Raw genomic sequence first — 20,244 nt, 5'->3', positions numbered from 1 at the left:
CCTAGACGAAGCTGTAGGTGGGCAGCGGACCGATCAGCCGCAGGTTGAAGTCCTCGCCCAGTCCCTTGGCGAGACCCTGCTCCTCGCTGAGGAAGTTCTTCTCGTTGTCCCGCTCCACCAAGAAGGAAACACTCAGGAAGTCGTTCCCGGTCGCCTCCGACGAGCGTTCCTCCCGCGCGAATCCGCACAGCGCATCGAGGACTCCGGCCGCGAGTTGATCCTGCCGCGCCTGCACTTCCTGGGCGACCAGCTCTCCGAGGGCGAGCGGCAGTTCCGGGCTGCTGTTGCCACTTCTGATCGCGTCGTTGAGCTCGCGCGCCTCATCGGACTCCTGAAGGATCTGGCGCAGCAGCGCATTCTCGTCCTGGGCGGCCTTCAGGTGGTACTCGACGCAGCCCTCCAACGCCCGCAACCGTTCGCTGAACTCATCCGTACGGTCCTCCAGAACCGTACGGACAGCGTCGTCGTCCGTGGTGATGAAGCCGAACTGCAGTGGCAGAACCGTGCCGTCGGCCATCAGCCGCTCCTGGACAGCTTGGTGTGCGCCGAGATCCCGACGTTTGGGCCGTAGCTCCTCAGGGGCGTCGCTCACGACCGCGGACAGCTTGTCGGAGTGCACCGTGCGGAGGGTTGCCGGCGGGTCCCCCACCCCGTTGAGGCCGTCCAGGCGCTGCGGATGGGTGGTCAGGACGATGGAGTAGACGTATACGGCCATGACTCACTCCTCGCGGCGCCGGGCGGCAGGCCGACGCCTCGGCCGCTCCCGCCTCTCCTCGGGCTCCTTGCGCCTTGTTCCGGACTGCTCGGTCTCCTCGTCGTCATGGCCCCCCTTGAGGGCATCGGTCAGCACTTCAGCGGCCCCGCTCAGCGCTCCCTTGGTCTTCCCATGTGCTCCGCCCTCAGTCACCTCGCCGACCAGGTCGGTCAGTTGGGAAGGCGCCTTGCGGCCCTGCTCCAGGTCGAGGCGGTTACAGGCCTCTGCGAAGCGCAGGTAGGTGTCCACGCTCGCCACGACGATGCGGGCATCGATCTTGAGGATTTCGATACCCACCAGCGATACACGCACAAAGACATCAATTACCAAGCCGCGGTCCAGAATCAGATCGACGATGTCGTAAAGGTTCGCGGTCCTTCCTCCGCCGCCCCTGGAAATGGTTCCTCCGCCTTGCGGCACCACAGTCATGGTGCCTCCTTTCAGCGGCTCACGTCCGGCTGTCGGCGCAGCCTTGTCATTCGTCCGCGAACGGTGCTGCGGCGGTGCGATGCCGGGCTTCAGCCCCGGTCGATCTGCCCTCGGGTGTAGCGCCGGGTGCGTTCGTACGCCACCAGTTCGCCTTCCTCGTCCAGCATCACCCGGTAGCTGGCCATCACGCTGGTAGTCCCGGGGACACGTTCCAGCTCCAAGACTTCCACGTCCGCCTGCCAGCCGTCCTGCGTCGGTTTCAGCGCCGAGACGGATTCGGGAGCTTGACCGAGAAGCTCCTGGAGCTGCTCAGCCGCGTACCGCATGGCCCGCGGGGCCGAAACCCTGCGGGACGCGCGCTTCGTTTCGCTCGTTCGGCTGCCGACCCGTCCAGAGCTGGTTTTCCTGACGGTCTTCTTGGCGGGCTTCTTGCCGGACGGACGCTCTGTCTCGTCCTCTTCACCTACGGCCATGTTCCCTCTCCGGGATTCGGAGACGACATGCTGCCCGCGCCACATTTACAAGACGCCATTACATGATATACGGCCTGGGCTGACCGCATCTCGACCTGCCTCGCACGGCTCCGTACGACGCTGGGTGCAGTCTCGCAATCACGTGCCGAAGTTCCTGCCGGCTCAGTATCGCCCACTGCCCCGCGAAAAACGCTGCGACCAGTGGGCGCGCCATACCCCGAGGAGGTAATTGTCCTTCGCCGGGTCCTGGGTCCTGGGTGCCGATGGCGAGCGCAGTGGCGATCAGCGCGGTGTGCGTATCGTCCGGGGTCAAACCCCGGTGCACTCTCGATTCCTGCTCCTCCGACAGGCGATCATCGGGAGAGCCGGCCACGTGAGGATCGTTTCCACGTGGCCATTTCCCGAACAGTTGCCCTTGCGGCGCGCAGGGATCACAGTGAATAGGTAGGTATACGCGAAATCGGAGCGCACTGTGATCGTTCTCGGGATTATTTTGCTTGTCGTCGGATTCGTGACCAGTATCTCGATACTGTGGACGATCGGGATCATTCTCCTGGTGCTCGGGGCTCTCCTGTGGGTATTGGGATCGCTGGGGCATGCAGTCGCTGGTCGAAGGCACTACTGGTAGAGCGGTAGAGCCACTCGTCCGTCAGTTCCAATGCCATTGGCGTCGCTCTCCAGCGGGCTGGGCTCTCTTGGGGGAGGAGGCAGAAGAAAGAAAAACCGGGGAAGACAGGCGGGAACAGCTCCGTCCGTTCTTCGTTTTCGGCGATGCAAGCGAGGAGTTATGTCGACTGGGACCTTCATAGCGATCATCGTCCCCATCGTGGTCGTGTTGGTGCTGTGCGCACTGGTGGCGTGGACGGTCGTACGCCGACGCCACCTCAAGGAGCAGTTCGGTCCGGAGTACGAGCGGGCCGTGGAGGACAAAGAGAGCCGCCGGGCGGGCGAACGGGAGCTGCGTGAGCGCGAACAACGCCACGATGCACTGGAGATCAAGCCACTGTCGGCGATGGAGCGGGACAAGTACGCCGAGGGATGGAGCCGAACGCAAGGGCGGTTTGTCGACCAGCCGGACGACGCGGTCCACGAAGCCGACCGGCTCGTGACCGCGCTCATGAGCGACCGCGGCTACCCGACCCAGGGATTCGAACAACAGGTCAGCGACTTGTCGGTTGAACACGGCCGCACTCTGGAGCACTACCGTGTCGCCCACGACGTCAATGTCCGCAGCAGTCGGCATCAGGCCTCCACGGAAGAACTGCGGGGCGCGATGGTCCACTACCGCGCCTTGTTCGACGAGCTCCTGCACGATGGTCAGCAGCGGTGAGAGCAGGGACGCGGAAACGCTTCTCGCTGTGGTCGCGTCTCTGGCCTCTGGTTTGAGGATCTGTCAGCCGGGACCGGGTCGCCCTGCTCGTTTGCCCGACACGATGAGGATGGTGGACCGAGGGCCGCCCAAACGGTGGGCAGCCAGTTGACTGGCACCGAAAGGCGTCAGCGCAATCGGCAACGTTCTTGCTGGACCGTATGGTGCGTAACGTGCGGCACGGCCGGTTCGAACGCTCGTTGTCCCTGCTGACCGCGGCCGGGTCGTTGGTCACCGCGGCAGAGATCTACCTCGAGCACGACAAGGCGGCATTCGGTAACAAGATGATGTGGTGGCCGGTCGTCCGTGAACGGCTTCACTTCGTCGGTGCGCGCCGAACTGATGCACAGTGGCAGTAACCGTGCGCATCACCGTGGCGCAGATGCCCGCGGTGAATACCCCGCAGTTCTCCTGGGTACTGTCCCGGCTGCCGCGCCGCCCGCAGCCGGTCCCGCCGATCTACCAACCGGAAGTGGCAGCCCGGAGCGTGCTGGCAGGCTCCGCCGTCCGGGAACGCGGCGAGGTCCTCGGCCGACTCACCGGTCTTGGTGAACGCCGACCCGGAAAGCGGCACATGCCTGCGGCGCACGGTGCACGCCGGATCCAAGACCACCGCGGACCACGGCGGCTGCCGGGGTGCTCGTACCCAAGCTGCGGGGAAGGCATGGCTGTCCAGGCGCCCTGGTGTCTGAAGGCAGCCGTACCACCAACAGGCGCCGTGCATTGGAGCGCCGCGCCGTGGCGTGTCCCGCCCGGAACGACCCGGCGGCAGGGCACCACAGGTATACCGGGGGATCGGCGAGCGCATCAGGAGGCTGCATATGGCACGCGGCACGACCGGCCACACCCTGCTGATCTGGTGGGTGCTGCTGTTTCTGCTCTACATCGTCCTGATCTCGCCGGTATCGCCCGTGGAACTCGAAGTGGGCGCGGGCGCGGCCCTGTTCGGGGCGGCCGGAGCAGAAGCCGTTCGCCGTGCCGAAAACCCGCACTGCGGAGGTTCCGTCCGGCTGGCCTCGGCGCTGGCGGCGTTTCCTCTGACCCTGTTGCGGGAGACGTGGCAGCTCGCTGCGGCGACCGCGGCCGTGCTGCGCGGGCAGCGGTGCAGCGGCCGGGTCATCACCGTGCGGCTACGACCGGATGTGGATCCTGGACGGGCTGCAGCCCTGCTGTCGGCCACCTCGGGATCCTGCGTCCTCGACGTCACCGCACCCGGCGACCCCGGCGAGGGACACCTGCTGACGGTCCATGTGCTGACCGATGTGGCCTCCGGCCTGGAACAGGCCCTCGGTGGAACGAGGGTTTCGTGAACGTCTGGTTACTTGCCGCGTGCGTGGTGCTGTCCGGCGGCCTGTCGCCCTGTGTGTGGGCCTCCTGGCGGGGTACCGCTTCCCAGCGGCTCGTCGCGATCAGCCTGGCCGGAACGATCGCCTGCGCGGTGTTCCTTCTGACCGCTCAGGGCTTCCGGCGCACCAGCTACAACGACTTGGCTTTCGTCCTGGCGGTGCTGGCCCCGGCGGGCACCCTCGTGCTTGCCCGGTTCATGGTCGGCGGGGAACAGTTGCCGGGACCCGACGGCGAGGAGTCCGGGAGCCGGGAGGGTTGATGGACATGTGGCATCTGTGCGCCCTGGTCCTGCTCGGCTGTGGGGTGGCCGTGCTGCTGATGTCTGCGCTGGCCCTCGTGGTGCTGCCGGGCCCGTACGCGCGGCTGCACGTACTCGCTCCGGCCACCTCCCTGGGTCTTCCGTTGATCGCGTTGGCACTGGCTCTCGAAACGGGAGCGGGCCGCACCGCGGTCAAGCTCCTGTTCATCGCCTTGCTCTCGGCGGTTGCCGGACCCGTCACATCCATGGCCGTCGGCCGTAGCGCCGCCCAGGAAGAAGGGCTCGTGGAGAAGGGACCCCCGACGTGAACATCGGCAACTGGCCTGGGCAAAGCGGTGGCCGAGCACGCCGCTGGGGAGAAGGCAGTGTGGCTGCCGGCCGTCTACGTCCTGGTTTCCGCTCTGACCGGAGGTGCTGTGCTCCGCGCGGGCCTGCGGATCGTCGCCGGTGCCGGGCCGGTACCCCGCCGCAGCCGGCGACCGTGGAAGTCGCGGTGCTCCTGGTGGCGGTGGCCGCCCAGGGCTGACGGCTCGGGTAGGACGAGGACGTCAATGCCTGGGGTGATGGGGCGGTGTTCATGGGTGGCACGGTGATCCTCGCGCCACGCAGGGTCATGAGCGTTCCGGGACGGGCGGCGTACTGGGGCGCGGTACGGAGCCATGGGGCTCCGCTGCGTACTGGGCGGCCTGTGTGGCGAACATTGCGGCGTAGCGGCCCTGGGCGGCCATGAGTTCGTCGTGGCTGCCGTGTTCGGTGAGGCGGCCTCGGTTGAGGACGTAGATGGCGTCGGCGTGGCGGACGCCGGACATACGGTGGGTGACCAGTACGACGGCCCGGTGCGGGCCGGCGAGTTGGCGAACGGCATCGAAGGCGGCGATCTCGGCTTCGGGGTCGAGGGCCGAGGTGGGCTCGTCGACGATCAGCACGCTGTCCGCCGGGGAGGTTTCCGTGCGCCAGTGGGCGCGGGCCAGGCCGATCTTCTGCCACTCGCCGCCGGAGAGCTCAGAGGCTCCGCGGAACATGCGGGCCAGCAGGCTGCGCAGGCCGTGGGGGAGTTTCGCGATGACTGCGGCGGCGCCGGCGTAGTCGACGGAGGGTTGGAGTTCCTCGTGCTCGGCGTGCTGGTCGGGGCGGCCGATGCGGATGTTCAGGGCGGCGGTCACCGGCCAGCGCTGAAAGTCCTGGGTCAGCAGCGCCACGCGGTCGAACACCTGTGAGCGGTCGAGGCCGGACAGCTCGTCGTCACCCCAGTGCACCGTGCCGGCCTGTGGCAGCAGCAGCCCGGCGAGGACCTTCATCAGGGTGCTCTTGCCCGAGCCGTTTTCACCCACGACAGCGGTCACCGAACCCATGGGAAACGCTACCGAGACCCCGTCCAGCGCGGGAGCGTCACGGTCCGGATAGCAGTAGGTGACCTTGTCGAGGACGACTTCGCCCACCCGCTCCGGCAGGTGCTGCCCGCCGTCGGGGATGCGTCGTCGCGCGGCCTCTGCCAAGAACCGGTCGTGGTCCTGCACGTAGAGGCTCTCCTCGTGCAGTTGGTTGACGTTCATGACCAGCGCACCCAGACTTGCCGAGCCCGACCGCACGGCGATCACCGCAGTACCGGCCACGGCCAGACTCATGTGGCCGGCCACGATCAACCAGAGCATCACCCCATAGGTACCGGCCATCGCCAGACCGGACAGCGCGGCGGCCACCAACTCGGTCAGCGCCTTGCCGTTCGCGAGCCGCTTCTGCTCGGCCTCGGCGCTCTCGGCCATGCCGCGGTACTTATCCAAGAGAAACGCACCGACCGCGTGGATCCGCACCTCCTGGGCCGCACTGCGTTCGGTCAGCAGGTTTCCGATCAGACGGCTGGCGCGCACGTGCTCGACCCAGGTCATCACCGACACATACCGTTCCTGTGCCACCCGCATCGCCCCCCAGCCACGAGGAGCGGCGATCAACAGCAACATCGGGAGCAGTGCCGGGTCCAGGACGGTCAGGATGCCCGCCGTGGCGATCAGGGAGATCGTTCCGTTGAGTGCGGCCACGCACGCGCTGATCATGCGCCGGGCGGAGGCGGCCCCGAACTGAGCCACATCGATCAAGCGGCGAAACTCCGGATCTTCGATCGCCTCCAACTCGACGACCGTGGCCGCAGCCAGGTACTCCGTCGTCGCGATCCGCTCGACCAGCGGCTCCAGACGGCCTGCCCGGGACGTGGACAGCCCGGCGAGGCCGGCATTTACCACCGCGACCACCGCGCCGGCCACGAGCGCGGGCAGAGCAGCGTGCAACCGGTCGACGGCATCCCCGTCCCCGAGCAGTGCATGCATCACGGAGTTGACCGCCAGAAGACCCACGGCTGCCGCGATGCCCTGCCCGACCTCGCTCAGACCGACGACCAGCAGCGCCGGCCGGTCCGCCGCCCACGCCCGGCGCAGCGTACTGCCTACCAGCCGGGGCATGGCCCGGATCGCCGAGAGCATCGTCAGGTCCAGCCGGGCATGTTCGTGCTCCGCAAAGCCCATGTCGTAGCGCAACGGCCCGCCGAACAACTCCTGCTCGGCCGCGGAGACAGCCGGCTCGACCATCCGAACACGGCGTAAGAACTTCCTCACTTGCTGCCTCCTCGAGCGGGTCCGTCCAGTTCAGCGCCAGGTACGAAGGGCCTTCGATGAGTATGCGGAAGATCGCCGAGGTGTAGGGGGACAGTCCCTCCGGGGCTGCTCCGTCGGAACCCTGCCTCGTGCCGGGCGGCCTGGTCGAGAGACTCACCCTCCTCCAGATGTCCACCGACCACGGTCAGTTCACCGGCGCCGTGCACAGCACCGGCCCCATTCGTACGCACAGTGCCTACCCATCCGGGCGGAGCAGCACTTGCACCGCATCGGCGATCGAACGGTATCGCTCCTCCGTCACGCGTACGTCCCCTTCATCAGCCGCTCCACGGTGTGCCGGACCCGCTGGATCACCAGGCGACCCCCGTACCTCGGCCCGTGGGCCGGACAGCCGGCGGCATCCGCTGCCGCGAAGCAGACCAGGGCATGCCGCTCGACCTCGGACCGCTGTCGCCCGTACCCACGCACTCCATGGCTTGGCAGCACTCCCGGCGGGACCGAACGGGCGCGCGCGTCCAGGGGCAGGAAGGTCCGATCGGCGGCGCCGCCCGGTGACCGGGGCTTGGCGAACAGGGGGCCGCCCACGCCCTGCGGCGGGCCGGGTCGATCGGCGCGGGATGCAGCTGCCATCCGTGCTCCATATGCTGGTATGAGGGGTCGGTCGGCCGACCTTCACTCCCGTCGGCTGCACACAGCCGGTCACGGCACCGGTGGGGGCCGCCGATACGGACAGCCGGCCATGCCACTCGGTGTCACACCGGGCGCCGGGCCAACCGCTCAGTGACGCATCGCCGCTGATGCCCTTGACGCGTGGAGTCATTCATGACCACACCGAGGGACCTGTTGATCGCCGCCATGGACATGTCGACCAGTCGTCCTGTGGGCCGAGGCGATCTGTCGCTCGCGCTCGCCGGCGGTGAACTGATCGACCTCCTGGGCGCGGAGGCCATCAGGCTGGAGGGCGATCAGATCGTGCCGAGCCACCCGCCGGCCATGGCGGATCGCTTGTTGGACGAGGCCGTGTCGTCGCTTGTCCGGGAAGCGCCGTACGAGTCGCTCGACGAGTGGCTGTGGCGCAGGGGTCGCGGTCTGGCCACGGCCTATCTGGATGCCCTGGAGGCGGAAGGGCAACTCACTCGGCCACGGCACACGCACTGGACGCCTTCCCGGTCCAGCCAGATGGTGTTGGTCGACTCGCCCGCTCGCCGCGAGGCGGCCGAGCGCTGGATGTCCGATGAGCCCGTTCTCGCCGCGCTTGCCGCGGCCGTCGGAATCCGCGACCAGCCGACCGGTGACCACCCGGGCGTGGCCGACGACGCGGTGGCGACGGTGCTTGCCGCCGTCGATGACGCGTTGCGGGACCTGGAGTTCCAACGGCAACGGCGAGCCATCCACGATGCGGCCTTCGACAACATTTGGCGAGGCGGGTGATGTGGACGCGGCTCGTCGGCCGTGCGGAGGGTGCCGTCGGGACGCCGCGCACGACGTCGAGCAGGGCGTACGGGGCCTGGCCGCGGCGAGAGGGTTGTCGGGAGCGGCGCCGCGGACCGCTGCGCTGCCGGCAGCGTCAGCGCAGCGGCCCGCCGCTCTCCGCCCCGGTCACGACGGGCAGCTCCGAGGGCAGCCCCCATTCGCTCCAGGACCCGTCGTACACGGCCAGTTCGCGGTACCCCGCCAGTTCGGCCCCCAGCGTCAGAACGCAGGCGGTGACGCCCGATCCGCAGCTGAAGAACAGCCGCTCCTGTTCCCCTGCGAGGGCGCCGAACGCGGCGCGCAGCTCGTCCGCCGGGAGCATCCGGCCGTCGCGCTGGAGTTCACCGAAGGGCAGATTGACCGCCCCCGGCATATGGCCGGCGCGCAGCCCCGGACGCGTCTCGGCGACCGCGCCGGAGAACCGCTCCGCGGAGCGGGCGTCGAAGACGGCCGCTGCCGGGTCGGCCAGGGCCGCGACCACCTCGCCGCTGCCGACGATCAGCCCGGGGCGCGGCCGAGCGATGAAGTCGCCACGTGCCACGGCGGGCGCGGGCAGGTCGTTCTCCAGCGGGCGCCCGGCCCCGGCCCAGGCAGGCAGGCCACCGTCGAGCACCGCTGCCCGGTCGAAGCCCATCGCGCGCAGCATCCACCAGGCACGCGCGCTGGAGTAGATGCCCACGCAGTCGTAGACGACGACGGTGTCGGAGTCGTGGACGCCGAGGGCGCGCAGCTCGTCGGCGAACCGGTCGGCGTCGGGCATCGTGTGGGGCAACGGCCCCGTGTGGTCGGAGAGCGCCCCGTCGATGTCGAAGGGCCGCGCTCCCGGAATCCGCTGCCCGGAGCCGCGGTGCGTGCCCACGGAGGCGTCGAGGACCACCAGCCCAGGCGAGCCGAGCCGCGCCGCCAGCCAGCCGACCCCGACCAGAGGGCCCGGAAGCGGGCCGGGAAGGTCTTCCCGGATTGCGTATGCCGGTTCGTCGTCGCCCACGTCTGCTCCAGGTCCAGGTCCGGAAATGAGGGCCACCCGGCCCGGAACCGCGCGGCGATCACAAGATCGCAGCGGCTTTCGACCCGTGTCAACAGCGGTTCGACGCTTCCGGGACGCCCGCCCGATGTGCCTGTGGCAAACCGCGTTCACCGACAGGTGCGATATCCATGGCGTCAGCGTGGTGCGGACGCGTACACCTCTCTCGCATTGTCCTTGGGCTTCGGCCTGCTCCGGCCGCATGGGCCCGCCGCGAACGCGTGGAGCAGATTCTCCGTGGTGCGGGTGACGAAAGCCCCCGTCCGGGCGTCCATGCCGTGATTGCGTCCGTTCTCGCGGGTGCCCGCCATCAGGGCCTCGACCCACCGCATCGTCCCGGAGGCGAAGACGCCCGCTCCGCTCGGCACGGTGTAGTAGGCGGAGTCGGCATGACTGTATTTGCCCGCGCAGACGAGAGGCGAGTGGGCGATGATTTCGAGCGGGGCCGGGGTGGGCATGCCCGGAGTGACCCGGTCGTACTCCACCCCGACCAGGTGGTCGAAGGAGTCGCCTCGCTTCGCGCCCGTCCCCTCGAAGAGCCAGTGGTCGCTCCGGTCGACGACATACGGGGCGTCCACGGGATAGCCCTCGTAGAGGACACCGGTCAGGGAGGACTCGGGGGAGGCGCTCGGCGGCTGGCGGAAGTCGTTGGTCGGCATGTCCGGGTGTTCGGCGAGGTACGGGTCGCTCCGGTAATCCGTCTTGTAACAGACGACAGTGCGGTCGGCGCCGGTGGCGTCCGGCTCCAGCCTGATCCTGCGGAAGCAGGCGTTGGCGCCGAGGAAGGCCACGTTGGTGCCCGCGTCGCGCGCCCGGGTGACGTACGCCCGTTGCTGCGGGGTCCAGTACTCGTCGTGTCCCAGGGAGAGAACTCCGGCGGCGTTGTGGAGAATGCCGGGGTCGCGATGGATGTCCGTGCCCGTGGTGTAGGCGAGCGGGATGCCAAGCTTCTCCGCCAGGACCACCGCCGCCCGTTCGTAGACCATGAACTTCTCGGCGCCGTTGTGGTCATAAGGACGGTCGAAGCTGACGGCGAGCGACCGCGTGCTGTATGCGCCGTTCTCGCCCTGGTAAAGGCTGTAGCCGCCCCATTCGTTGTACGCCTGCCAAGTCGCTACGGCGTGCATCAGCACGATCCTGCCCGCCGCGTCTGCCGAGCGGACGATCAGTGGGACGTAACGCTGGTGGCCGCTTTCCGAGTCCAGCCGCAGCAGATACGCCCCCTCCGGCCACCCGCTCGTGCGGACGTGGAGTGTGCGTCGCCAGTCCGCCCGTACGGTACGCGTGACCTGGATCAGCCGGGGGCGTGCCTGGACCGACCCGGCAACACGGTGCGAACGCCAGACCAGTCGCGCCTGCGCCCCGCCGTACCAGCCGACGCGGTAGGCCGAGACTCGGAATGCCGGGGCAGTGGTGGAGACGTACAAGCCGAACTCCTCACCCGGCAACACGCTCACCTTGTCGGTGTAGCCCTCGATGGCCTCGGGCGGTCCCACCGAACGGATCCGCCAGTCGGCGTCTCCCGCCCGAGTGCTGTCCCCCTGGCCGGTGGGGCGGCCGGTGTCGGGCGGGGTGGACCCGGTGCCGGTTGTCCCCCCGGTCGCGGACGACTGGCAGCCGGTCAACACCGCGCCGCCGGCCAGTGCCCCGCCCGCTGCCGCAGCGAGGAAGAGCCTGCGGTCCAGCCGGCCGGGAATCCCGGCGTTCTGCCCCTCACCATGCTTCATGTCGCCCGCCGTACCCGTCCCTCAGTTCTGTCACCGGCCATCGTCACCCGCCACCCGCTCGGGTACGACCCGGGGAGAGCCGAATCGGGGACGGGCCGCCTGGTGCGCGGCCGTCCCGGGGTCGGTCTCCTCGCGCCCGCCACCCTGCCGTCGCCCCCCCCACCGGGTTCCTCCAGCGTCCGCGACGTCAGGCCGGCGACACACCGATGTGCCCGAGCCCCATCAGGCCCACGTGTACCGGTAGGCACCCGGAACCGGGGATCATCGGACTATTGACCGCGGATTCAGACCCCCGTTAGCGTCCGCTGCAAGCGCTTTCTGGCCCGGCTGACCAACCGCACAACCAGCCCCTGCGGCGGTGTCCGATCGGTGCGCCGACAGCGCACCGGACACACCGCCGGACGCCGACCACAAGGCGCGATGCCCCATGACCCCGAGCGCTGACACCCCCGCGACGTACCCGTCCGTCCCTGCCGCGGCTACGGCTCCTGCGGTGAGCCGGACACGATGGTCCCGGCCCCGGTCCACCACCTCACTCACGGATCGCCTACTGCGGCCGGCGGATCGCGAGGGCCTCTGGACCGGGGTCTTCGACCTGCTGAACGAGCGGGGCGCCCGGCTCGACGCGCTTTTGGAGTTGGCTTGCCGCGGTCGACGCCATCACCCGGAACCCGCCCAGGTGATCGCGGCGCCGGCCCGACTGCCGGCGGCTTCGGCGGGCACCTCCGTGGCCGCGCCCGCCCTCTCGTCGCAGACACATTGGGCCGCGCGCTCGGCGGGGCGTCGGCCGGATCGGCAAGGGGGAGGTCGTTACGGCAGCGGCAACCCCGCGTAGTTCATGGCGAGTTCCGCAGCCGCGTGCGGCGACGCCGCGATGCGGTCCAGTTGGGAGATCTGCAGACGGGTGTCGAACTCGCTCTGGTCCGGATCGGTGTGCAGCGTCGTCGTCATGAAGTACGAGAAGTGCTCGGCGCGCCAGACACGGCGCAGGCACGTGTCGGAGTAGGCGTCGAGCAGGTCCGACGAGCCCGTCGCTTGGCGCCGGATCAGCGCCCGGGCCAGGACGACGACGTCGGCGGCGGCCAGGTTCAGCCCCTTGGCCCCGGTGGGCGGCACGATGTGCGCGGCGTCCCCGGCGAGGAACACCCGGCCGTACCGCATCGGCTCGGTGACCGAACTCCGCATCGGCAGAACACTCTTGGAGGTGATCGCGCCCCGCTCCAGCTTCCAGCCGTCCAGGGCGAACCGGGTGTCCAGCTCGTCCCAGATCCGCTCGTCGGACCAGTCGGCCGGGTCCGTGCCGTTGGGCACCTGGAGGTACAGCCGGCTCACCTCGGGCGAGCGCATGCTGTGCAGGGCGAAGCCGCGCGGTGAGTGCGCGTAGATCAACTCGTCGCAGGACGGGGCGACATCGGCCAGGATGCCGAACCAGGAGTAGGGATAGACCCGTTCGTACGTGCGCCGCACGCCCTCGGGGACGGCGTTCCGGGTCACCCCGTGGAAGCCGTCGCAGCCGACGACGTAGTCGCACGTGAGCGTCTTCTCCTGGCCCTCGTGGGTGTAGTGGACCGTCGGGCGGTCGGTGTCGGCGCCCTCGACCGACCGGACCTGCGCACCGAAGTGCAGCGCGGCCCCGGCGGCCGTTTGCAGGGCGATGAGATCCTTGACGACCTCGGTCTGCGCGTACACCCACACCCGGCGGCCACCGGTGAGCGACGGGAAGTCGATGCGGTGCGCCCGGCCCTCCCAGCGGAGCTCCACGCCGTCGTGGACCAGCCCCTCGGCGTCCAGCCGTTCGGCGGCGGCCGCCTCGCGCAGCGCGTCCACGGTCGACTGCTCCAGGATGCCGGCGCGCTGGCGCTGTTCGACGTACGCGCGGTCGCGGCTCTCCAGGACGACGCAGTCGACGCCCGCCCGGTGGAGGAGCCGGGACAGCAGCAGCCCGGCCGGGCCGCCCCCGATGATTCCGACAGTGGTGTGCATGGTTACTTCTCCTTCGGGGCGGCGGTCTCGGCGATGATCCGGTCTGCGAGCGCGAAAGCGGAGTTGGCGGCCGGCACCCCGCAGTACACGGCGGACTGCAGCAGCACCTCCTGGACCTCCTCGGGCGTCAGGTCGCCGCTGCCGAGCGCGGCGCGCAGATGCATTTCCAGTTCGCCGTGATGCCCCAGCGCGATCAGCGCGGTGAGAGTGAGACAGCGACGGGTCCGGTGGTCGAGACCGGGCCGCGTCCAGACCTCGCCCCACGCGTAGCGGGTGATGAAGTCCTGGAAGACGGCGGTGAACGGGGTGGTACTGGCGATAGCGCGGTCCACATAGGTGTCGCCGAGCACGGCGCGGCGCACGGAGAGTCCGGCGGCGTGGCGGCTGCCGTCGTCCGGCCCGGCCGCGGTCCTCGCAGCGAAGTGCCCGAGCAGTGCCGACAGTACGGCGTCGGGCCGCTCGACGTTGGCGAGGTGGGCGGCGCCGGGGATCTCGACCAGACCGGCGCCGGGAATGCCGTCCGCGAGTTCCCGGGCGTGGGCGACCGGGGTCGCCGGATCGTCGCGCCCGGCGACCACCAGGGTGGGCGCCGTGATCCGGCCCAGGTCGGCCCGTAGGTCGTACACCGCGAGCGCTTCGCACAGCGCGGCGTAAGCCCCGGGGTCGGTCGCGCGCATGGTGTCGACGAGGGCCCGGGCGGCAGGGTCACCGGCGAACGCGGGGGTGAACCAGCGGCCCGCCGAGCCGTCGGCGACCTGTCCGATACCGGACGTCCGCACGTCACGGGCCCGGTCCTGCCAGCCCTGCGGCTCACCGAAACGCGCCGAGGAACAGAGGATCGCCAGCGAAGTGACCCGTTCCGGGTGGTTGACGGCGAGCCAGGTCCCGACGGCGCCGCCGAGCGAGATGCCCGCGTACGCGAATCGGTCGATCCCGAGCGCGTCGGCGACTCCGAGGACCTCGCGCCCCAGGTCGGGGACGACGCCGCCCGCGGGCAGCAGATCTGCCGGGGTGCCGCCGTGTCCGGGCAGGTCCCAGCGGACCACCCGGTGGCTGCGGGTCAGCCCGGCGACCTGCGGGTCCCATACGGCGAGCGAGGTGCCGAGCGAGGGCCCGAGGACGAGGGGCGGTGCGGAAGGCGGGCCGTCCACCTGGTGGTGCAGGCCCGCTGTGGTGCGGGATGTCATGAGGCTCCTTGTACGAGCTGGTGCCGGTCGGGGGTGCGGGAGTGCGTGTCCGGGCTTACGGCGCCGGCCGCCCGTGGCCGCTGCGGCCCAGCGCGCGGTCGACGAGCGCGCCGGCCGAACCCGGGTAGGCGGTGGGATCGGTGAGAGCGCGCAGCCGCTCCTCGGGGACCAGCCCCGCGAGGTCCGGCTCGCCGCGCAGCGCTTCGAGCAGCCCGGTCCCTTCGAGGACGGCCCGCTCGCCCGCGCGGGTCACCGCCGCACGGGCCTCGGCCCGTCCGGCCAGCGGCGCGAGGACGGCGACCAGACGTTCGGTGACGATCAGTCCGTGTGTGGCGTCGAGGTTGCCGCGCATGCGGTCCGGATGGACCCGGAGCCCCTCCGCGAGCGACACCGCGGTCTGTGCCATTCCGCCGACCGTGCGCAGCGCGTCGCGCAGCGTCTGCCACTCGGCGTGCCAGGCACCGGGCGGGCGTTCGTCCTCGGCGACGAGCGAGCCGTACAGCACGCCGGCCAGCGCCGGCACCCGTCGTGCCGCGCCCGCGATCAGTGTCGCACGGGCCGGGTTGGCCTTGTGCGGCATGGCGGAGGAACCGCCGCCGGTGCCCTCGGACACCTCGCCGATCTCGGTCCGTGACAGCACCAGCACATCGGCCGCGACCTTGCCGAGGGCACCGGCCGCGAGGGCCAGTGCCCCGCCGAGTTCGGCGACCGGCGTGCGCAGCACGTGCCATGGCAGTACGGGCTCCGCCAGCCCGGTCTCGGCGGTGTAGGCCGCGAGCAGCCGCACCCCGAGGTCCCGTGCGTCGGCGCTCCGGGACCGCTCCGCCGGGACGGCACCGTCCGGAGTCTCGGCAAATGCCGAGAACGCGGCCAAGGTGCCTGCGGCGCCGCCCAGTTGGGCAGGGAGAGCGGACCGGACGGCGGTGAGGCGGTCGTAGGCGTCGAGGACCAGCGCGTGCCAGCCCGCCGCCTTGAGACCGAAGGTCGTCGGAACCGCGTGCTGGGTCAGCGTCCGGCCCGCCATCGGAGTGTCCCGGTGGGTGGTGGCCAGCCGTCCGAGGGCCGCGGCGACCCGGGCGAGATCCGCGAGCACCGCCGCCAGCGCCCTCGACGCCACCAGCATCGTGGCGGTGTCGAGGATGTCCTGACTGGTCGCGCCCCGGTGCACATGGGCCGCGGCCGCCGCGTCCACCTCCCGTACGGCCGCCGTGAGATCGGCGACCAGCGGAATGACCGGGTTGCCGCCGGAGCGGGCCCGGAGCGCCAGGTCGCGGGGGTCGAACCGGCCGGGTGCCGCGGCCGCTGCCTCGACTGCCCGCGCGGCCGGTTCCGGGGCGAGGCCGATCGACGCCTGGGCTCGGGTGAGGGCCACCTCGGCGTCCAGCATGGCCCGGACGTAGGCCGTGTCGCCCGTCAGTCCCGCCACTGCGCAACCCGCCCCGACCGGGGTGAGCAGACCGACGTCCGCGGCGCAATCAGCCGAGGCAGCGGAATCAGCCGAAGTCAAGGAAGACCGTCTCCTCGTGCTGCGCGTCGCCCTGGAGACGGATGTCGAAGCGGTGCACGCCCGCCCCGTCCGGCGCGGTGACCAGCGTGGCCCGGCGCTCGGGCGGCAACTGCGCGAGCACGGCGTCGGCCGTGCGGCCGTTCGCGTCGTGCAGATAGGCCCGGGTGTACAGATGGTGCAGCAGCCCGCGGGCGAAGACGGCCAGTGACAGGTACGGCACCCCTCCCGGCGGCAGCGTCCGCACGGTGAAGTGGCCGTCGGCGTCCGTGTTCACCCGGCCGAAGCCGGTGAACACCAGACCGTCACGGCCGATGACCGCACCGGTCACCGGGTCGCGGCGCAGCGATCCGGGCGCCCCGGCGCGCGAGCCGTCCGGGGCGGGCTGCCACACCTCGACGATCGCGTCGGGCACCGGCTCCCCGGCCCCGTCGAGGACGTGACCGTGCAGGGTGATCATGTCCGGGTGGCCGGTCGGCGCTATGTCACCGCCCTTCGCGAACGGCAGCGCGTAGCCGTAGAAGGGGCCCACCGTCTGGGACGGGGTGGGGGCCAGATCGGCGCGGGGTGCGGGAAACGTCGGACGGGACATCAGCGGCCCTCCTCGATCCAGGTGGCGGACGGTCCGTCGAGGACGATGTCCCAGCGGTAGCCGAGCGACCACTCGGGGACGGACAGGTCGTGGTCGTACGTGGCGACCAGACGGTTGCGGGCGGTGTCGTCGGTGACCGACTGGAGGATCGGGTCGTAGGCGAACAGCGGATCGCCGGGGAAGTACATCTGCGTGACCAGGCGTTGCGCGAACGCGGAGCCGAACAGCGAGAAGTGGATGTGCGCGGGACGCCAGGCGTTGGTGTGGTTCCGCCAGGGATAGGCGCCCGGCTTGATGGTGACGAAGGAGTACGCTCCCTGATCGTCCGTCAGGCACCGCCCCACACCGGTGAAGTTGGGGTCGAGAGGTGCGGGGTGCTGGTCGCACTGGTGGGCGTACCGGCCCGACGCGTTGGCCTGCCACATCTCGACCAGCTGTCCGCGCACCGGCCGCCCGGCGCGGTCCAGGACCCGGCCGGTGATGGTGATCCGCTCGCCGAGCGGCTCGCCGGAGTGCTGACGCGTCAGGTCGTGGTCCAGATCGGTGATGTCGGTGACGCCGAAGGCCGGCCCGGTGAGTTCGACGGCCTCCGGGTCGCCGGCGGGCAGCAGCGGCCGCTTCGGGTGGCGCAGCACACTGCTGCGGTACGGGGCGTAGGCCCGGTCCGGGTGCGGGCGGACCGGGCCGCCCGTGGCGAGGTGCCCGGCGTACTGCTCGCGCGCTTCGCGGATCTCGGCGCTGATGTCGCCCTGGGTGAGCGAGGTGGTCATGCGGGGTTCTACCTTTCCAGTACGAGGGCTGAGCCCTGGCCCACGCCGATGCACAGCGTGGCCACGCCGACGCCGGACCCGGCTGCTTTGAGCTGGTGGGCGACCGCGCCCGCCAGCCGGGCGCCCGAGGCGCCGAGCGGGTGGCCGATCGCGATCGCGCCGCCGCGCGGGTTGAGGATCGCGGGGTCGAGGTCGGGCCACTCGGCGACGCAGCCCAGCACCTGGGCGGCGAACGCCTCGTTGAGTTCGAGCGTGGTGAGGTCGGCGAAGGTCCTGCCCGCCCGGTCCAGTGCCCGGTTCACGGCCTCGACGGGCGCGAGACCGAAGTACTGCGGCTCGTTGGCGGACACCGCCGTGGCCGAGATCCGGGCCAGCGGCTCGCGGCCGGTGGCCCGCAGCCCCTCCTCGTCTGCCAGCAGAAGCGCGGCCGCCCCGTCGTTGAGCGGCGAGGAATTGCCCGCGGTGACGGTGCCGTGCTCCGTACGGAACGACGGACGGAGCTTGGCCATCGCCTCCAGTGAAGCTTCGTCCCTGATGCACTCGTCGCGGTCCACGACGAGCGGATCGCCCTTGCGGCGCGGGATCGTGAGCGGCACGATCTCCCCGTCGAACAGCCCGGCGGCCCGTGCCCCGGACGCCTTGCGGTGGGAGGCGAGAGCGAACTCGTCCTGCTGCTCACGGCTGAGGGCGTGTTTCTCCGCTATCAGTTCGGCGCTCTCGCCGAGCGGCACCGTCCACTGCGGGTCCATCTTCGGGTTGACCATGCGCCAGCCGAGCGTGGTCGAGAACATCTCGGTGTGCCCGGCCGGGAAGGCGCGGTCGCTCTTCGGCAGCACGTAGGGGGCGCGGGTCATCGACTCGACGCCACCCGCCACGACCAGCGAGTGGTCGCCGAGGGCGATGGCGCGGGCCGCCTGCACCACGGCCTCCAGGCCGGAGGCGCACAGCCGGTTGACGGTGACGCCCGGGACGGTGACCGGCAGTCCCGCCAGGAGCGCGGCCATCCGGCCGACGTTGCGGTTCTCCTCGCCGGCGCCGTTGGCGTTGCCGAGCACCACGTCGCCGATGCGCGCCGGATCGAGCTCCGGGGTGCGGGCCAGCAGCGCGCGGATGGCGTGGGCGGCCAGGTCGTCGGGGCGCACCTGAGCCAGCGCCCCGTTGTACCGGCCGATCGGCGTGCGGACGGCATCGACGACGTAGACGTCTCGTGGTCGGAGACTCATGAGCCGGTCCTCTCGTTGACACGTACAGGGGCGGCGGTTGCGGTCAGCACGTCGTCGACGCTCACCCCGGGGGCGGTCTCCACCAGAACGAGCCCGTCCTCCGTCACGTCGAGCACGGCCAGATCGGTGATCACGCGGTGGACGCACGCCCTGCCGGTCAGCGGCAGCGTGCACTCCTCGACGATCTTCGGGCTGCCGTCCTTGGCGGCGTGCGTCATGGTGACGATGACGCGGCGCGCGCCGTGCACCAGGTCCATGGCCCCACCGATGCCGGTCACCATTTTCCCCGGCACTGCCCAGTTGGCGAGGTCACCGCGGGCCGACACCTCCATGGCCCCGAGAACGGCGGTGTCGATGTGGCCGCCGCGGATCATGCCGAAGGAGAGCGCCGAGTCGAAGAACGAGGCGCCGGGCCGGACGGTCACCGTCTCCTTGCCCGCGTTGATCAGATCGGGGTCGACGTCCTCGTCGTACGGGAACGGACCGGTGCCCAGGATGCCGTTCTCGGACTCCAGGACGACGTGGACGCCCTCGGGCAGATGGTTGGGGATCAGCGTCGGCAGCCCGATGCCGAGGTTGACGTACTCGCCGTCGCGCAGCTCGGCCGCGGCTCTGGCGGCCATCTCGTTCCGGTTCCAGGCCATCAGCCCCGTGCCTCCCGCTCGGTCACCGTGCGCTGTTCGATCTTCTTGTCCTCGGCCTGCTCCCGGGTCAGCCCGACCACCCGCTGCACGAAGATGCCGGGGACGTGGACGTGGTCCGGGTCGATCTCGCCCGGCTCGACCAGCTCCTCGACCTCCGCAACGGTGACCCGGCCGGCCATGGCCGCGAGCGGGTTGAAGTTGCGCGCGGACTTGTTGAAGACCAGATTGCCGTGCCGGTCGCCCTTCGCGGCCCGTACGAGCGCGAAATCGGTGTGGATGCCGCGTTCCAGTACGTACTCGGTCCCGTCGAACGCGCGCACCTCCTTCGCCGGCGACGCCAGGGCCACCTGGCCCTCGCCGTCGTAGCGCCAGGGCAGTCCGCCCTCCGCGACCTGGGTGCCGACGCCGGCGGGGGTGTAGAACGCGGGGATGCCCGCTCCGCCGGCTCGCAGCCGCTCGGCCAGCGTGCCCTGGGGGATGAGTTCGAGCTCCAGCTCGCCCCCGAGATACTGCCGGGCGAACTCCTTGTTCCCGCCGATGTACGAGCCGGTGACCCGGCTGATCCGGCCCGCGGCGAGCAGCACCGCGAGTCCGGAATCCATCGCCCCGCAGTTGTTGGAGACGACTTCGAGTCCGCTCACACCTCGTGCGTGCAGGGCATCGATCAACACGTTCGGCACGCCGCTGAGACCGAAGCCTCCCACCGCTATCGACGCGCCGTCCGGCACGTCGGCCACGGCCAGTGCTGCTGACCCGACCACCTTGTCCATGGGACCGTCCATCCAGTAGTGTTCGCATAGTGAAGTTTCCTTCACTCGCTTGCGTGGAGTCTGCCGCCGCAGCGAAGGCCTGTCAATGGTGCTGAGATATTTCGAACACC

Annotated in this window: 22 protein-coding genes and 1 pseudogene; 8 read left to right on the top strand and 15 right to left on the bottom strand. The window is 70.4% G+C overall.

Going from position 1 to position 20,244, the window contains the following annotated elements:
* Position 1 precedes the first annotated feature (1 nt).
* From ACZ7L9_RS13470 to ACZ7L9_RS13460, 3 genes are all read right to left on the bottom strand, one after another.
* Entirely contained in the window at positions 2–715 is a 714-nt protein-coding gene (locus tag ACZ7L9_RS13470) for a GvpL/GvpF family gas vesicle protein (protein ID WP_471415059.1), read from the bottom strand.
* A 3-nt stretch (positions 716–718) separates the two neighbouring features.
* Entirely contained in the window at positions 719–1,183 is a 465-nt protein-coding gene (locus ACZ7L9_RS13465; protein ID WP_471415057.1) for a gas vesicle structural protein GvpA, read from the bottom strand.
* An 89-nt stretch (positions 1,184–1,272) separates the two neighbouring features.
* Positions 1,273–1,656, bottom strand: a complete 384-nt coding sequence (locus tag ACZ7L9_RS13460; protein ID WP_471415056.1) for a gas vesicle protein GvpO — start codon at positions 1,654–1,656, stop codon at positions 1,273–1,275.
* Positions 1,657–2,128: 472 nt separating this feature from the next.
* On the opposite strand from ACZ7L9_RS13460, the gene ACZ7L9_RS13455 reads away from it, so the two are divergent.
* The 7 genes and pseudogenes from ACZ7L9_RS13455 (at position 2,129) to ACZ7L9_RS13425 (ending at position 4,939) form a co-directional block, all read left to right on the top strand.
* The gene (locus ACZ7L9_RS13455) at positions 2,129–2,284 is read left to right on the top strand and encodes a DUF6131 family protein (RefSeq protein ID WP_471415054.1); all 156 of its coding nucleotides are present in this window, start codon (positions 2,129–2,131) and stop codon (positions 2,282–2,284) included.
* 159 nt (positions 2,285–2,443) lie between these two features.
* A complete protein-coding gene (locus tag ACZ7L9_RS13450; protein WP_471415053.1) occupies positions 2,444–2,986 on the top strand; it encodes a hypothetical protein in 543 nt (180 codons plus the stop codon).
* Between the two features lie 200 nt (positions 2,987–3,186).
* On the top strand, positions 3,187–3,384 hold the full coding sequence (locus ACZ7L9_RS13445) for a hypothetical protein (RefSeq protein WP_471415214.1): 198 nt from the start codon (positions 3,187–3,189) through the stop codon (positions 3,382–3,384).
* A pseudogene (locus ACZ7L9_RS13440) lies at positions 3,332–3,518 on the top strand (SDR family oxidoreductase); the annotation flags it as partial. The gene ACZ7L9_RS13445 and the pseudogene ACZ7L9_RS13440, both read left to right, overlap by 53 nt.
* Before the next feature lie 328 nt (positions 3,519–3,846).
* Positions 3,847–4,335, top strand: a complete 489-nt coding sequence (locus ACZ7L9_RS13435; protein WP_471415213.1) for a hypothetical protein — start codon at positions 3,847–3,849, stop codon at positions 4,333–4,335.
* Positions 4,332–4,631, top strand: a complete 300-nt coding sequence (locus ACZ7L9_RS13430) for an MrpF/PhaF family protein (protein ID WP_471415204.1) — start codon at positions 4,332–4,334, stop codon at positions 4,629–4,631. The genes ACZ7L9_RS13435 and ACZ7L9_RS13430 overlap by 4 nt, the downstream gene beginning before the upstream one ends.
* Positions 4,631–4,939, top strand: coding sequence for a monovalent cation/H(+) antiporter subunit G (locus ACZ7L9_RS13425; RefSeq protein WP_471415051.1), 309 nt, complete (start codon positions 4,631–4,633; stop codon positions 4,937–4,939). Before ACZ7L9_RS13430 ends, ACZ7L9_RS13425 begins: the two co-directional genes overlap by 1 nt.
* A gap of 303 nt (positions 4,940–5,242) precedes the next feature.
* Here the strand turns inward: ACZ7L9_RS13425 and ACZ7L9_RS13420 are convergent, their stop codons facing one another.
* Positions 5,243–7,210, bottom strand: coding sequence for an ATP-binding cassette domain-containing protein (locus ACZ7L9_RS13420; RefSeq protein WP_471415049.1), 1,968 nt, complete (start codon positions 7,208–7,210; stop codon positions 5,243–5,245).
* 324 nt (positions 7,211–7,534) lie between these two features.
* A complete protein-coding gene (locus tag ACZ7L9_RS13415; RefSeq protein WP_471415048.1) occupies positions 7,535–7,867 on the bottom strand; it encodes a hypothetical protein in 333 nt (110 codons plus the stop codon).
* 192 nt (positions 7,868–8,059) lie between these two features.
* Between ACZ7L9_RS13415 and ACZ7L9_RS13410 the strand changes: the two genes are divergently transcribed.
* Entirely contained in the window at positions 8,060–8,668 is a 609-nt protein-coding gene (locus ACZ7L9_RS13410; protein ID WP_471415047.1) for a GOLPH3/VPS74 family protein, read from the top strand.
* Positions 8,669–8,804: 136 nt separating this feature from the next.
* Here the strand turns inward: ACZ7L9_RS13410 and ACZ7L9_RS13405 are convergent, their stop codons facing one another.
* From ACZ7L9_RS13405 to ACZ7L9_RS13360, 10 genes are all read right to left on the bottom strand, one after another.
* On the bottom strand, positions 8,805–9,698 hold the full coding sequence (locus tag ACZ7L9_RS13405) for a sulfurtransferase (RefSeq protein WP_471415046.1): 894 nt from the start codon (positions 9,696–9,698) through the stop codon (positions 8,805–8,807).
* Between the two features lie 173 nt (positions 9,699–9,871).
* Entirely contained in the window at positions 9,872–11,461 is a 1,590-nt protein-coding gene (locus tag ACZ7L9_RS13400) for a N,N-dimethylformamidase beta subunit family domain-containing protein (RefSeq protein WP_471415044.1), read from the bottom strand.
* Positions 11,462–12,271: 810 nt separating this feature from the next.
* A complete protein-coding gene (locus tag ACZ7L9_RS13395) occupies positions 12,272–13,444 on the bottom strand; it encodes a 4-hydroxybenzoate 3-monooxygenase (protein WP_471415042.1) in 1,173 nt (390 codons plus the stop codon).
* A 2-nt stretch (positions 13,445–13,446) separates the two neighbouring features.
* Entirely contained in the window at positions 13,447–14,631 is a 1,185-nt protein-coding gene (gene pcaDC, locus ACZ7L9_RS13390) for a bifunctional 3-oxoadipate enol-lactonase/4-carboxymuconolactone decarboxylase PcaDC (protein ID WP_471415041.1), read from the bottom strand.
* A gap of 55 nt (positions 14,632–14,686) precedes the next feature.
* Positions 14,687–16,138, bottom strand: coding sequence for a 3-carboxy-cis,cis-muconate cycloisomerase (gene pcaB, locus ACZ7L9_RS13385; protein ID WP_471415040.1), 1,452 nt, complete (start codon positions 16,136–16,138; stop codon positions 14,687–14,689).
* Positions 16,125–16,727 (bottom strand): protocatechuate 3,4-dioxygenase subunit alpha, encoded by a 603-nt coding sequence (pcaG, locus tag ACZ7L9_RS13380; RefSeq protein WP_471415038.1) that lies wholly within the window; start codon positions 16,725–16,727, stop codon positions 16,125–16,127. Before pcaG ends, pcaB begins: the two co-directional genes overlap by 14 nt.
* Positions 16,727–17,497, bottom strand: a complete 771-nt coding sequence (pcaH, locus tag ACZ7L9_RS13375; RefSeq protein WP_471415036.1) for a protocatechuate 3,4-dioxygenase subunit beta — start codon at positions 17,495–17,497, stop codon at positions 16,727–16,729. Before pcaH ends, pcaG begins: the two co-directional genes overlap by 1 nt.
* 8 nt (positions 17,498–17,505) lie before the next feature.
* Positions 17,506–18,720, bottom strand: coding sequence for a thiolase family protein (locus tag ACZ7L9_RS13370; protein ID WP_471415034.1), 1,215 nt, complete (start codon positions 18,718–18,720; stop codon positions 17,506–17,508).
* Positions 18,717–19,364: a CoA transferase subunit B gene (locus ACZ7L9_RS13365; RefSeq protein ID WP_471415032.1), complete on the bottom strand. Its 648-nt coding sequence runs from the start codon at positions 19,362–19,364 to the stop codon at positions 18,717–18,719. The genes ACZ7L9_RS13370 and ACZ7L9_RS13365 overlap by 4 nt, the downstream gene beginning before the upstream one ends.
* Positions 19,364–20,134, bottom strand: a complete 771-nt coding sequence (locus tag ACZ7L9_RS13360; RefSeq protein ID WP_471415030.1) for a CoA transferase subunit A — start codon at positions 20,132–20,134, stop codon at positions 19,364–19,366. Before ACZ7L9_RS13360 ends, ACZ7L9_RS13365 begins: the two co-directional genes overlap by 1 nt.
* Positions 20,135–20,244: the final 110 nt, after the last annotated feature.

The sequence above is a fragment of the Streptomyces sp. NPDC111516 genome (genome assembly GCF_055635345.1).
This window is presented reverse-complemented; position numbering and strand designations above follow the sequence as displayed.